This window comes from Pseudorhodobacter sp., assembly GCF_034675685.1.
Classification (GTDB): domain Bacteria; phylum Pseudomonadota; class Alphaproteobacteria; order Rhodobacterales; family Rhodobacteraceae; genus Pseudorhodobacter.
The window spans coordinates 225,047-237,655 of sequence record NZ_JAUCDA010000016.1; the positions used below are offsets into that span (position 1 = coordinate 225,047).

Genomic DNA, 12,609 nt, shown 5'->3' on the forward strand with positions numbered 1-12,609 from the left:
TCGGGCAGGGGGCGGACGCTGTCGATTCATTCGCTTGGCAAATCGCTTTGGAAACTTGCATTTCCCGCGCCTCTGGCGCAATTTATCTGCGATCGTGGGGCAAATCCGCGTAGACAATTTTCGCGGTGGGGGCTGGTATATGCCATACCCCTCACCCATTCTTTACAGGTATTTATATCGGAGAGCAGCATGGCAGATTTCGACAACAAGATCCGCGAAAGCCAGGAACAAGTGGCAAAAGCGCAGGTTAAAATCACGGAAATCACCAGCCGGATTGAAACTGCGCGTGCCAAGCTGGAGGCGGGCGAGGCGGCGATTGATGTGGAAAATGCCACGCTGGATGATGTGCATCAGCATACCGATCTGATGAACGCCAATATCGCCGATCTGATCATGGGGCTGGATGATGTGACCGCCGGATTCAGCCGTGATTTTGATGAAATGCGCAGCAAGACCGGAATGGAAAGTTTTATCGGCATCTTTTCCAACGCCAAGGCGGAATCCTTGCGGCAAGAACGCATGCGCACGGCCTCGATTGACGACAAGTTGCAAGATTTGATTGCCAAGTCCGATATTATCGTCAGGCTGCTTCAGGGCCAGTTGGATATGCTGAACGCGCAGAAAACCAGCGTGGAGAACAACCTGACCAGCACGCTGGACGAACGCGAAGCGACGGTGGGCAGCCTTGAAAGCACACGCGCCGAGATTGCGGCGATGGACCCGACGATTATCGGCTTGGAAAACAAGATCAGCGTGGAGCAAGACGCCGCCAAACGCACCAAGCTTGAAAGTGAGTTGGCCGCGTTGAACACCCGCTATAACGCGCTGGTGCAACAAGAGCAGGTCGATCTGGCCAAATCGCAAACGCTGGAACGGTATATTGAAAAGGGCAAGACCTGGATGGACAGCCTGCAAAACCAGGCGGCGACCCAGATGGTGTTGATCAACAAGCTGCAAACCGATACCAAACAGCGGGTGGTTTTGTATGACGCGCTGACTTCCAGCTTGAAAACCGCGCAGCAGCAGGATGTGGCGCATCGCATCAATGAGATTGGCGTGAAAACCGACCAAGAGGCGCAGGCCGCGATGGCCGCGATTGGCACTGCCACAAACAACCGCATGGCCGATATGATGGAGGCGCACGAAGACCATATGGTCTTTGCCCGCAAGGTGCTGGAGGCCAAAGCCAAGGCCGATGAACGCTTTGCCCGCCGCTTTGCGAGCATCGTGGAAAAGCATGACAAGAACCAATACGGCGGCTGAGATGCGGCTGTGGCGGGCCATGCTGCGCGCGCTGAACGTCATGTATATCATGTTCTTTGGCGCGGGCGACCGCTGGTCGGTTTGGGTTGTGGTTATGGCTGGCATGGGGGCGCTTTATCTTGCGGCGGTGACTGGGGGCTTTGCCGTGGCCCCCGGCCTTGGCCACGTCGCCGCATTGGCCGTCTTTGTCGGAATGAGCGCTATCGGCGTCTATTTTCGCCGCAACAGGAAAGAAAAGCCGTGAACACGCTGACCGACGATCACGCAGAGCTGTATGATACCGCTATTGTCCGGCGCTATTTTGACCAGTTTGACAAGATTACCGGCCATCTGGGCCGGGTTGCCGCGGAATTGGAGGACGAGGGCAATCTGACCAAGGTTGAGGCGCGGATTATCGGCATCTATGTGCAGCGGCTGAACCTGACGTTTCAGGCGCTTGGCTATAAATATCTGATGACAGGCCGGGTTGATGGCCCCTTGCCCGGCAAGCTGACCTTTGATCGCCACGAATCCGGCTTTCCGGTGGCGCAGGAATTGCTGGTGATGGCGAATGACGCGCAGCAGGCTGATCGCCATCTTGCGCAACTGCCCACGGATACTGAACTGAAAGACGCGATGATCCGGCAGATCGTGGGTGAGCGCGCCATTCCCACCAAGCTGCAATTCACCATGTCACAGCGGCTTTATTATGAAAGCCTGCGGGGCGGGGCGCCGTTTTGGGCGCGCAATGATGCCGATCTGCAATGGCTGGGCGAGACGCTGGACCGCAGGTCGTGGTTGCTGCATTGGGCGGTCTATGACACCCAGACCAACCTGCCCGTTATCTATCTGATGAACCTTGAGGATAGCGGTAAAACCCCGCTGCCGCGTGACAACCGGCGCTGGCCGCAGGTGCAGGCGCATCTGATGGCGCAAAGTTTTGACGGGCTGAAGCTGGTAACCATCGCCAAAGGGTTTGATACCGATTTCGATGATCTGCACCCCAAACGCCTGCGCCGTATTCACCTTGGCCCGATGTATTCCAACAGCTTTACGCTGCAAACCGGCCCGATTGCCGAGGTGCTGGCCGATGTGAAATCCGAAGCCGCGCAGGATTGGGCGCTGGTCTGGACGGTAGAGGATTTGCTGGCCGAACGTGAGGAAACCGTGAAAACCGGCTGGTTTTCCAGCGCCGAGCGGCAGATTTTCGCCTCTGGCCCGTTTGGCGGCCCCAGCCTTGCCGATATCGGGGCCACTGCGATGACTCGCATGTTGGTCATGCCCGAACGCCCCTATCAGGCGCTGGCCGAAAAGCAGCCGCCCGGCTTTGCCGATATCCGCAAATTTGTTGTAAGTGCGGCTGGCCGCGTGGTGCCGCAGCGCTAGGCATTTAACGATAAGGAATTTTCCATGACGACACGCGACACGATGGAACTGCGCGAAGCCGATATCAAATCGCACTATGTGGCCGCAACCGAAATGCTGATGGGGGTCGATCATACCCCGCGCATCGGCACCGCGCGCTATGCCACCATTGCCCCCGAAAAATCGCCGGGTGTGGCGGTGGGGGCGCGGCGGTTTCGGTCTACCACCCCCGGCCTTGTCACCCGGTCCACCGCCCGTCCCGAAGGTATCCGCCTGCTTGATCGGATCGCGGAAAAGGATGAAGACGACCCGCTGACTTCGCCGCTTCAGGCCACGGTGGCGCAGGCGTTGCGCCGGGCTTTGGCGATCGCCTTGGCTGTGGGCGCGGAATATGCCCGCCAGACGCCGCTGGTGGAGCTGAAAAAGGCCAATCTTGAAGGCCGCTTGCCGGGTGACCGCAAGCCTGAGTTTACCGAGCTTTTGACCGCCGAGGCGCTGGCGGTTCTGTATACTTTCGGCAATGCCACCGCCTTTCTGCTGGCCCCCCATGCCACGGAACGCACCGTTGAAATTGGCCCGGTCGAGGAGGTACTGACCGACAACGCCCCCCTTGCCTTGCATGGCGCGCTGTGGGAGCTGGATCAGGCCATCGCCGCCCATGCCAATGATGATGCAAGCCTTGTCGCCACCACTCTGGCCTATGCCGAGCAGGTGATGGCAAAGGTCGCGCTGCGGGGGCAAGAGGCACCGCGCCTGTCCGGCTTCATTGCCTCAAGTTGGCGGGTAGAGGCGGATAAGCTGACGATTGCAGGCTTCAAGCCTGCGCTGGCGGCACGCGGCACCGCGCTGACCATGACCTTCAAAAAGCCGAATGAGGTGGTCGGAAATCATATCGCGAAATACCAAAGCCTGCGTTTGGCGAAAATGCTGATGGCCTATGATTTTGAACGCAAGCTGAACCCCTTTGCCGAAATGGGTGGGTTTATCTTTACCTTCATGGGCGATGGCGCGCCGGGTACGGGGAAAACCACGCTGATCCAGATGATGGCGGGGTTATTGAATGAGTACTGCAAGGTGGCGGGCTATCCGTTCCGCTATCAGAATTTCTCGATTGATCAGATCGACAGCTATCAGGGCAAATCGGGGCAAAACGCCAAGGCCTTTATCACCAATGTGCTGGACCCCGCCGTGATCGGTTTCGGCACCATTGATGATATTGACCAGATCGCTGGCAAACGCGGCGACAAGCAATCCTCGGCGGGCCAGCAAGAGGTGACGGCAGTGTTCATGGAGGCTTTTGCCGGGGCCAATACCGTCGTGCGCGGCAATTGCACCTTTGGCATGTTTTCCAATTACCCCGAGAATGTGGATGATGCCCTGCGCCAGCGGGCCGGGGCGCGGTTCTTGGTTGATGGGCCGCAAAGCCGCGAGGATTACATTGATATTCTGGCGCTGCTGATGGGCAAGAACCACGACATCCCCTTGGGCGCGCATGAGTTGTTCGCCGCCCAGGAAATGAAACGCGCCGTCGCCGCCAGCTTTGAAGGCCACGCCCGCCCACATGAAGACGGCCTTTTGCAGGTCTGGGACCGGGTGTCGCGCGATATTGGAACGCTCGATACCATCGCCAAACTCGGCACCTATCTGAAAGCGATCCAAGAGGCCGACCCGCGGTTCACCGGCCGCGCGATCAAGAACATCACCGACGCGGTCAAGGTGCGCGCGATGGATTTCGAACTGCCGGACGAATGGATGGAAGCGCCGGACCTGTTCTTGTTCAAGGGCTATGACGAAAAGCTGGCGATGATCCGGGGCATGACGCAAAAGATCACGGTCGATATGGTCGTGCAAGAAATCAACCGCTACGCCGATTCAGAATTCCGCTATGCCGACAAGTCGGATGAGGTGGCAATTTCGAACATGGTCCGCGATTTCGGGCGGCAGGAAGAGGCCAAGCGGCGGTATTTGGAGGGGAAGCGGTGAGGGTGGTTCACTTTGCCTGCCAATTTGTCCTGTCCAAAGCGGGTGGGGGCAGCCCCCGCTGTTTGCGGCCAAAAGCCGGGGGGCTTTCTGCCCCCCGGACCCCCCGAGGATATTTGTGCCGAAAAGAAAGCGCATCTGGTTTCAAAAGCGAGAGGGTGGGATGAATTTCTTGATACTGGCCGCTGTTACCCTTGCGGGGTTTGGGTTTATCACCTTCGCCGTCGTGCCCTTCGTCACTCGCCCCGCGATGCTGTTTGACAAAGGCCCGGCCCATGCGCGGGTGATGGGGTTGCTCATTTGCGGGATCGTGGCGATTGTCGTGTTGTTCGCGGCCAACCCTGACCAATTGACCGAGTTCAAACCCCGGTTCTGGGAATCCTTGGCCTTGGCGGGGTTTTCGGCCATATTCTGGGTGCCGTGGTATCTGTTCGCCTTTGGGCGCCGCGCCGCAAAGGTTAAGGAACGCACATGAAACGCCTGATCCAAAAAGGTCTGATGTTCGGCAATCTGGTCGAGGTGTCCTCGCCCTCTTTGATCGAACGCTATAACCGTGCTTTGGAGCATTTGGCGGGCAAGCGCACGGCTTTGACCGATTTTCATATCGACATTTCCGGCTATTCCCCCGAAATCGGTGATGAGCTGGGCGATGATCGCTATCTTAACCCCAATGGCTGCAACCGGCAGTTTATCTTGCTGACCACGGCGCAGAAAACCGCGCCGCTGCTGAACGTCACCTTCTCCACCTCGCGCGGGGTTTTGCGCCAGTTCATCGACACGAATGAGGCCCAGCTTTTTGCCCTGACCGCCCGTGATGCCGTGGCCGGCGAGCTGTTCAACAGCGTTTATGAAGTCTCCAACCCCGCCAGATTACTTGATATTCGCCGCATCACCATAGAGGCTGATACGATTGGCGGCCATGTCGCCGATGCCGCGAAACTGGGCCAGATGATCGACCGGTTTCGCAATGAACCGAACGGCTGGCGCGACGATGTGCTGATTGCGGAAATGATCGGGCTGGCCAAGCGCACCGGCGATGTGACGCGGGTGCCGATTTCGCTGCCCAAGATGACGTTTGAGCAGGGCAATTTCTGGACCTCGCATTTCGGCGGGCTTTATGTGTTTCGCGATACAAAGACCCCGGCGGTGATTTCGGTTTTGCCACAGGCCAGTCTGGGTGACCTGCCGATCACGCAGGTGATGGACCTGTCAAACCGCAACGGGGTTGCCGATTGGTTGGACCGGAACGGGCTGGTGGAACCTATCGTCAAGGTGCGCGGCATGGATAGTGCCGCCGTGCTGCGCCAAAAGATGGATTTCATTCTGGTCGAGGCGGGCGATGCGCTGAACCTTGATCTGGGCCATGCCACCCGCAACGACCTGCGCAAGATCGCGCAGCGGTTGGGGGCGGCCCTGCCTGATGAATTCCTTGGTCTTGCGCGGCTGCTGGCCTGGGTTGAAGGGGGGGGCGACTGGCCGCGTATCACATCCGAACATCCGGCCTATTTCTACACGCTGCGCTCGCGCCCGCATGCCGACCGTGATCTGGTGAATATGCTGCTGTCTCAGCTTGCGCCTTTGGATGTGCGCCAGATGTTCATTACACATAAGGAACTGTTCTACGCCAGCTATGCCCGCTGGTCCGACCGCAAGCGCGGCTATGTTGCCGATTTTCTGGAACGCGAGTATCAGGTGGATAAGGCGGGCGCGCGGGCCGCCCTGTTTGGCGCAGAGCCGGGCATGGATGAGGCAGAGCGACCAGAACCCAAACCCGCACCCAGCATGACCGACCTTGTCGGCCCATGGGGCGCCGTGCGAAAGGCCCGCCGATGATTGGGATGATCCGACTTGCCGTGTTTGGTTTTCTGGGCATGACAGTGATGTATTTTCTGCTGTCGATTTATTCCCGCTCTACCCAGCGTGAAGAGCTGGAAAAGGAATGGGATGCCGAGCAAGGGCCGGGCGACCGCGATGACTTTATTGCTGCGGGCATGGCCGCCTATGAAAAGGGCCTGCGCAAGAAACTGATCTGGCTGGTCTATGTTATCCCGACGCTGGCCGTGATAGCTGCGATCTATCTGTTGAATTTCGCCTGAGGGAATGCCGATGCGCTATGTAAAATGGACCTTTTTCACGATAATTGCGGTCTTGCTGATCTCATTCTTTCATTACACGCTGCCGCAGCATGATATTGTGCGAATAGTTGGTACCGAAAACCGGCGAATTGATTTCGGGGAAAACTCGTTTTTCTGGGCCAGCCCCGATGTTGGCACTGCGGCGGGCACCAACCGCGACATACGGTTTATCAATGCCGAGCGTCCGACTGGCAAGATTATCGTTTACCGCAATGAAGATACCGGCTGGGGCTGGCCGCCCTATTTCAAGCTGGACAGTTCAAACCTTCAGGCGGAATCGCAGGCGCTGATTTCCACTGACAAAGCGAATCCGACTTGGGTGTCTGTGACGCATTACGGTTGGCGGAATGAATTTTTTACCATTTACCCCAATGCTGTCAGCGTGAAGCAGGTGGCGGGCCCCGATGTGCGGATTATTCCATGGTTCAATATCCTGTTCTTTATCGTTTTGGCCGGAATTTTGATCATGCTGTGGCGGATGTGGGCGCAGTTTCGTGAACGCACCATTGACCCGACGCTGGAAAGCATTGGTGACAGGTTTGACGAGGTTGACGCCCGTGCCGAAGGGCTTTGGGCGCGGTTCAAGGCGTGGCTGGCGACATGGACGGGCAAGCCCCGCCGTTAAGGTGGCCCTGATTTAAGCGATGGTCTTTGCCATCATGGCTGTGTTTGGAATAGGTGGGCGACGGCTATGGATGAGCTTGCAATTATGATTGGCCTTGGGGCGATCGTCTTGCTACTGATTGTTCTGGTCGTGCCGTACCTGTTTTTCTCGCATATCGGGCTGAAATCCAGGACCCGCGATCTGGAACGATTGGTTCAACGGTTGCAGACTGATCTGGAACGTTTGCCGCCGTCGGATGCCCCTGTGGGCGCAGTAAAAACCACCCCGACGGTTGGCGCACAGGATGATGTGCAACTGGCCGCGCCGAGGCCGTGGCCCAGTGCCCCGCCTCACGTGGAAAACACGGATTCGGACGCCGCACTGCAAGGCGGCATCCCCCCGCAGGCCTTTGTATTCAAGCCTGCGTTGGTCGATAAACTAACCGCTTGGCTGCGCGAAAACTGGGTTTTGGCGATTGCGGCGGCGTCTTTGGCGCTTGCGGGGGTGTTCATGGTGCAATATGGCATTGAGAACGGGGTGTTGACGCCGTTTTGGCGGGTCATGGGGGCGCTTGGTTTTGGCGCGGCGCTGATTGCGGGGGGCGAGTATATTCGCCGCCGCGCGGGCAATGATATGCAAGATGGCGATGCGGTGGGGGCGACCGAGTTTCTGCCCTCTACCCTATCCGGTGCGGGCATTGTTGTGCTTTATGTTGCCGTATTTGCGGCGCGTGCGATGTATGATCTGACCGGGCCGATGACCACCTTTCTGGGCTTGGGCATTGTGTCGGCGGTCGCGTTGGTTCTGGGCTGGTTTCATGGCCCGGTGCTGGCGGCGGTGGGGGTGCTGGGGGCCTCGCTTGCCCCGTTTATCACCGGCAGCAATTCGGACAATTCATGGATGGTGCATTACTATCTGGCCATGGTCGCGATGGTGGCGCTGGGCATTGATACGATCAAACGCTGGGCGTGGATTTCGGCGCTGGGGCTGATTGCCACGCTGGCGGGGTCTTGGCTGCTGTATTTTGCCAAAGGGGCCGATCTGCATTTTCTTGGTGCAGCACTTGTTACCGCCTTTGCCGCCTTTGCCATCCCCGAACGCGGGTTGATACCGCGGCAATCGGGGGCCTCGTTCCTTGATAGCTTGCTTGCACGCGGCAAGCTGCGGCCCGAATTTCCCACTCGGCTGAGCTTTGGCACCACGCTTGCGGTCACGGCGGCGGGGCTGATGGTCAGCCTTGAGGCGACAACACCGGATACCGTCTGGCTGGGGCTGTTTGCGCTTGCGCTGCTGCTGGCCGCCACCACCCTTTGGACGCGTGAGGCCCCGGCGTTATACGACCACGCGCTGATCCCCGGTATCGCCATTCTTGCGGTAATCGCCTTGGAAAGCACCGGCTACGGCCCGCTGTCCCGCGACTTTCAGCAAGCAGGTCTGCCTGCCCTGGTGGGGCAGGCGACCCCGGTTGCCACGCCCATTCCGCTGACGGTCTGGGTGCTGACAGCCCTTGGTGCGGTGGGTACATTGCTGATGTTTGCCCGTATGCAATGGGCGCTGGGCGATGATACCCCGCCAACGGCCCCCATATTCTGGGCCTTTTGCGCGGCGATATTTGCGCCTGCAACCGTGCTGATCCTTGAATTTCTCTGGGTCCCCGGCCCGGTGCTTGGTGCTTACAACTGGGCGCTGGCTGCCATTGCCATGGCCGCGCTTATGGTGCTGCTGGCAAGGCGCGCCGCCGCCAATGCCTCAGATCCGGGCCGCCCTTTGCGCTTGGGCCTGTTCACCGTGGGCGCGCTGACGTTGATCACGCTGGCAATCTTCCTTGTGCTGACAAAATCGGCGCTGACAGTGGCGCTGGCGGTCATGGTGCTTGGGACTGCCGTGCTGGATCGGCGCATGCCCATGCCGCCGCTAGGCTATTTCATCCAGATTGCGGTGGCGATCATCACTTTCCGGCTGGTGATCTGGCCGGGGTTTGATTGGGCGCTGGGCTGGAACCATGACGGCGGGTTTTACGAAATCGCGTATTTTGAGGTGGTTTTTGCCTTCCTTGCCACGCTTGCGCTGCTGGCTGCGGCGTGGTGGCTGGCACGCGGCCAACGGGCCAAAACCGCGCTGGTGCTGGAAAGCGCGTGCTGGACCATTCTTGGTGTGTTTCTTGCCGTAACCTTGCTGCGCGTGGCCCCAAGATCGGCGAGCGATAGCCACTGGGTCGTGGGGCTGATGGCGACGATCTGGGCCGCGTTGGCGCTGAATCAGCTTTACCGGATGAAGCTGGGCGGGCGGTTCATGACGGCCATGCGCGCCTTGATTGCGGGGGCTTACGGGGTGGCGGCGCTTGGCTCTTTGGCGATGCTGCTGTTTGTCGCCAACCCGCTTATCCGCCACACAGCGCGGGTCGAGGGGCCGGTGATTTTTGACAGCCTTGCGCTGGCGTTTTTGCCGCTTGCCGCTGTGTTTGCGGTGGCCGCGTGGAAGATTGCGCATTTCGGCCGCGTGGTGCGGCTGGGGTTTGTTCTGGCGTCAAGCGCCTTTGCCTCGCTTTATATCGGCATGGAAATTCGGCGTCTGTGGCGTGGCAGCAATCTGACGGTGCCGGGATTTACCGACGCAGAGCTGTACAGCTATACGCTTGCCATGCTTATCGCTGCGGTTGTGCTGCTGATCTTTGCCTTTGGCAAACGGTCGGATATTTTGCGCAAGGTCGCGATGGCGGGGGTGGCGCTGACGGTCGCCAAGGTGTTTTTGGTGGATATGTCGGGGCTGTCAGGGCTGATCCGGGTATTTTCCTTTATGGGGCTGGGCCTGTCGCTGGTGGCGCTGGCATGGCTTAACCGGAAAATGACCGCGCAGTGGGAACGGGCCACGCCTGCACGGCCAAAGCCACCGCAGCCGTGACTGCGGTGGCGCTGGGGCCTACATCACCGCGCCAATCTGCCATGGCACAAATTCTGCCCCGCCAAAGCCCAGGGCTTCGGATTTCGTGACCTCACCCGAAGCAACGCGGATGAACAGCTCAAACATTTCCGCCCCTTTGGCCTCCAAAGTCACGTCACGGTCGATGATGTCGCCGGTGTTGATATCCATGTCCTCCTCCATCCGGGTGAACATATCGGTATTGGTGGCGACCTTGATGCAAGGCACGGGTTTATAGCCCGAAACCGAGCCGCGCCCGGTGGTGAACACGATCAGGTTTGCGCCCGATGCAACCTGCCCCGTGACCGAACAGGGGTCATAGCCGGGGCTGTCCATGAACACGAAACCCTTTTGGGTGATGGGTTCGGCAAACAGATACACACCCATCAGCGGGGCAGAGCCGCCCTTGGCAACTGCCCCCAGCGATTTTTCCAGAATGGTGGTCAGCCCGCCGCGCTTGTTGCCGGGGCTGGGGTTGTTGTTCATCTCGCCCTTGTTGCGGGCGGTGTAATCTTCCCACCAATGGATGCGGTCGATCAGCTTTTGGCCGATTTCCACGCTGGCGGCGCGGCGGGTCAGCAAATGTTCGGCGCCATAAATTTCGGATGTTTCCGACAGAATGGTGGTGCCGCCATGGCGCACCAACAGATCCGAGGCCACACCCAAGGCAGGGTTTGCGGTGATGCCCGAATAGCCGTCAGAGCCGCCGCATTGCATGCCGATTACCAGTTCGGAAACCGGGATGGGTTCGCGCTGGCAGGCATCGGCCTGGGCGGCCATTTCGCGCAGCATTTCCACGCCGCGTTCCACCGTGCGGCGGGTGCCGCCGGTTTGCTGAATGGTCATATAGCGGAAATTGCCATCCTCACGCATCCGCATCTTGCCGATCAGATCCGGGATTTGCATCACCTCACAGCCAAGGCCGACCAGCAAGATACCGGCGAAATTCGGGTTGCGGGCATAGCCTTGCAAGGTGCGAAACAGGGTGTCATAGCCCTCATCCTGCCCCGACATGCCGCAGCCGGAACTGTGGACAATCGGCACGATGCCATCGACGTTTTCGAGCGCGCGGAACCAGTCGGTTTTCTCGGCCTGTTCGGCGATGAACCGCGCGACCGAGCCGGAACAGTTGACAGAGGTCAACACGCCCAGATAATTGCGCGTACCCGATTGGCCATCGGCGCGGCGATAGCCCTGAAAATGGCGCGTCTCGGTTATGGCGGGCAGGGGGGTGGCCTGCGTTCCAAAGGCATAGTCATTGGAATGATCGGCCATGGCAAGGTTATGCACATGCACATGCGCGCCCTGCGCGATGTCACTGGTCGCAGCGCCGATGATTTGGCCATAGCGCAGAATGTTCTGGCCCGCTGCAATGGCTTGGTTGGCGATCTTGTGGCCGCGTTTCACGGCATCGGTCAGGGTATAATCTGCCGCCGCTTCGCCAACGCCTAAATCGGCCAAGGCTATGTCAATGTTATCGTCGGGGTGCAGGCGGATGCTGGTTTGGTTGGTCATGGGCCACCTTTATGCGCTGGGGGTGAGGGTGGAAAGCGAACGATCCAGATGGGTGTAACCGCCATCGACAAACAGCCATTGGCCGGTGGTGTGACCCGCTTTATGTGACAGGGCAAAGACGGTGGTTGCGGCGATTTCGCTGTCCAGCGTCATACGGCCTTCCAGCGGGATGCGGGCCGTAATCTCGGCCAGTTTTGCCGCGCGGTCCTCCAGCGTGTTCAGCCAGCGGTCGTAAAGCGGGGTCATCACCTCGGCGGGGATCACGGCATTCACGCGCACGCCGTCACCTGCAAGGGCCGCCGCCCATTCGCGGGTCAGGCCAAGCTGTGCCGCTTTGGCGGCGACATAGGCCGAGGTGTTGCCTTGGCCCGTCACTGCGGTTTTCGAGGAGATATTCACGATCGCCCCTTTGGCGGCCTTCAGGTCACCCACCAGAAGATGCGCAAGCAGGTAGCAATGCACGAGGTTGTTATCAAGCGAGGCACGGAACGCCTCTGGCCCCGCCTCAAGGCCCACACCATCATTATTGCCCGCGTTATTCACCAGCCCATAAACCTGGCCCCACCGCTTGCGGGTGGTATCCACTGCGGCGCGCACCTGATCATCTTGTGACAGTTCAACCTGCACCCAACCCGCGCGGGGCGAAAGGGCCTGAATTTCGGCCAAAAAATCCGCATCCGGCGCGCGGCGGGCAAAGATGACTGGCACAGCCCCCTCCTGCGCCAGCGCGCGGCTGATGGCGCCGCCAATGCCAGCGCCACCGCCGGTGACGATTACAACCTTGTCTTTCAGGCCCAGATCCATGCTGTTCTCCAAAGCAAAAGGGGCGGCCCATTGGCAGATGCCGCA

Annotated in this window: 11 protein-coding genes; 9 read left to right on the top strand and 2 right to left on the bottom strand. The window is 59.4% G+C overall.

The genetic code is table 11. The annotated features are described in order from the left end of the window. Window positions 1-189 precede the first annotated feature (189 nt). The 9 genes from VDP61_RS12490 to VDP61_RS12530 all read left to right on the top strand — a co-directional run bounded on the left by VDP61_RS12490 (window position 190) and on the right by VDP61_RS12530 (window position 10,227). Entirely contained in the window at window positions 190-1,263 is a 1,074-nt protein-coding gene (locus tag VDP61_RS12490) for a hypothetical protein (protein ID WP_323007207.1), read from the top strand. After that, window positions 1,238-1,507 carry a hypothetical protein gene (locus VDP61_RS12495; protein ID WP_323007208.1) on the top strand — a complete coding sequence of 90 codons (270 nt, stop codon included), beginning with the start codon at window positions 1,238-1,240 and terminating at the stop codon, window positions 1,505-1,507. Before VDP61_RS12490 ends, VDP61_RS12495 begins: the two co-directional genes overlap by 26 nt. After that, window positions 1,504-2,628, top strand: coding sequence for a hypothetical protein (locus tag VDP61_RS12500; RefSeq protein ID WP_415233483.1), 1,125 nt, complete (start codon window positions 1,504-1,506; stop codon window positions 2,626-2,628). The genes VDP61_RS12495 and VDP61_RS12500 overlap by 4 nt, the downstream gene beginning before the upstream one ends. A 24-nt stretch (window positions 2,629-2,652) precedes the next feature. Then, window positions 2,653-4,590, top strand: coding sequence for an ATP-binding protein (locus tag VDP61_RS12505; RefSeq protein WP_323007209.1), 1,938 nt, complete (start codon window positions 2,653-2,655; stop codon window positions 4,588-4,590). A gap of 160 nt (window positions 4,591-4,750) precedes the next feature. Further along, window positions 4,751-5,062 carry a hypothetical protein gene (locus tag VDP61_RS12510; RefSeq protein ID WP_323007210.1) on the top strand — a complete coding sequence of 104 codons (312 nt, stop codon included), beginning with the start codon at window positions 4,751-4,753 and terminating at the stop codon, window positions 5,060-5,062. Continuing rightward, complete coding sequence (locus VDP61_RS12515; protein ID WP_323007211.1) at window positions 5,059-6,420, top strand: DUF6638 family protein; 1,362 nt, start codon at window positions 5,059-5,061, stop codon at window positions 6,418-6,420. The genes VDP61_RS12510 and VDP61_RS12515 overlap by 4 nt, the downstream gene beginning before the upstream one ends. Beyond that, window positions 6,417-6,683 carry a hypothetical protein gene (locus tag VDP61_RS12520; protein ID WP_323007212.1) on the top strand — a complete coding sequence of 89 codons (267 nt, stop codon included), beginning with the start codon at window positions 6,417-6,419 and terminating at the stop codon, window positions 6,681-6,683. Before VDP61_RS12515 ends, VDP61_RS12520 begins: the two co-directional genes overlap by 4 nt. A gap of 10 nt (window positions 6,684-6,693) precedes the next feature. Then, a complete protein-coding gene (locus VDP61_RS12525) occupies window positions 6,694-7,347 on the top strand; it encodes a DUF1523 family protein (protein WP_323007213.1) in 654 nt (217 codons plus the stop codon). Between the two features lie 66 nt (window positions 7,348-7,413). Further along, on the top strand, window positions 7,414-10,227 hold the full coding sequence (locus VDP61_RS12530) for a DUF2339 domain-containing protein (RefSeq protein ID WP_323007214.1): 2,814 nt from the start codon (window positions 7,414-7,416) through the stop codon (window positions 10,225-10,227). A gap of 18 nt (window positions 10,228-10,245) precedes the next feature. Here VDP61_RS12530 and VDP61_RS12535 read toward each other — a convergent pair whose 3' ends face one another. Both VDP61_RS12535 and VDP61_RS12540 read right to left on the bottom strand, forming a co-directional pair. After that, a complete protein-coding gene (locus tag VDP61_RS12535; protein WP_323007215.1) occupies window positions 10,246-11,760 on the bottom strand; it encodes an altronate dehydratase family protein in 1,515 nt (504 codons plus the stop codon). Window positions 11,761-11,769: 9 nt separating this feature from the next. Further along, window positions 11,770-12,564 carry an SDR family oxidoreductase gene (locus tag VDP61_RS12540; protein WP_323007216.1) on the bottom strand — a complete coding sequence of 265 codons (795 nt, stop codon included), beginning with the start codon at window positions 12,562-12,564 and terminating at the stop codon, window positions 11,770-11,772. Between the last annotated feature and the right edge of the window lie 45 nt (window positions 12,565-12,609).

Excerpts from the sequence above, each read along its gene's own strand:
- VDP61_RS12535 (WP_323007215.1), bottom strand. The coding sequence starts at position 11,760 with ATGACCAACCAAACCAGCATCCGCCTGCACCCCGACGATAACATTGAC.
- VDP61_RS12515 (WP_323007211.1), top strand. The coding sequence starts at position 5,059 with ATGAAACGCCTGATCCAAAAAGGTCTGATGTTCGGCAATCTGGTCGAG.
- VDP61_RS12510 (WP_323007210.1), top strand. The coding sequence starts at position 4,751 with ATGAATTTCTTGATACTGGCCGCTGTTACCCTTGCGGGGTTTGGGTTT.
- VDP61_RS12540 (WP_323007216.1), bottom strand. The coding sequence starts at position 12,564 with ATGGATCTGGGCCTGAAAGACAAGGTTGTAATCGTCACCGGCGGTGGC.
- VDP61_RS12530 (WP_323007214.1), top strand. The coding sequence starts at position 7,414 with ATGGATGAGCTTGCAATTATGATTGGCCTTGGGGCGATCGTCTTGCTA.
- VDP61_RS12490 (WP_323007207.1), top strand. The coding sequence starts at position 190 with ATGGCAGATTTCGACAACAAGATCCGCGAAAGCCAGGAACAAGTGGCA.
- VDP61_RS12520 (WP_323007212.1), top strand. The coding sequence starts at position 6,417 with ATGATTGGGATGATCCGACTTGCCGTGTTTGGTTTTCTGGGCATGACA.
- VDP61_RS12505 (WP_323007209.1), top strand. The coding sequence starts at position 2,653 with ATGACGACACGCGACACGATGGAACTGCGCGAAGCCGATATCAAATCG.
- VDP61_RS12495 (WP_323007208.1), top strand. The coding sequence starts at position 1,238 with ATGACAAGAACCAATACGGCGGCTGAGATGCGGCTGTGGCGGGCCATG.
- VDP61_RS12525 (WP_323007213.1), top strand. The coding sequence starts at position 6,694 with ATGCGCTATGTAAAATGGACCTTTTTCACGATAATTGCGGTCTTGCTG.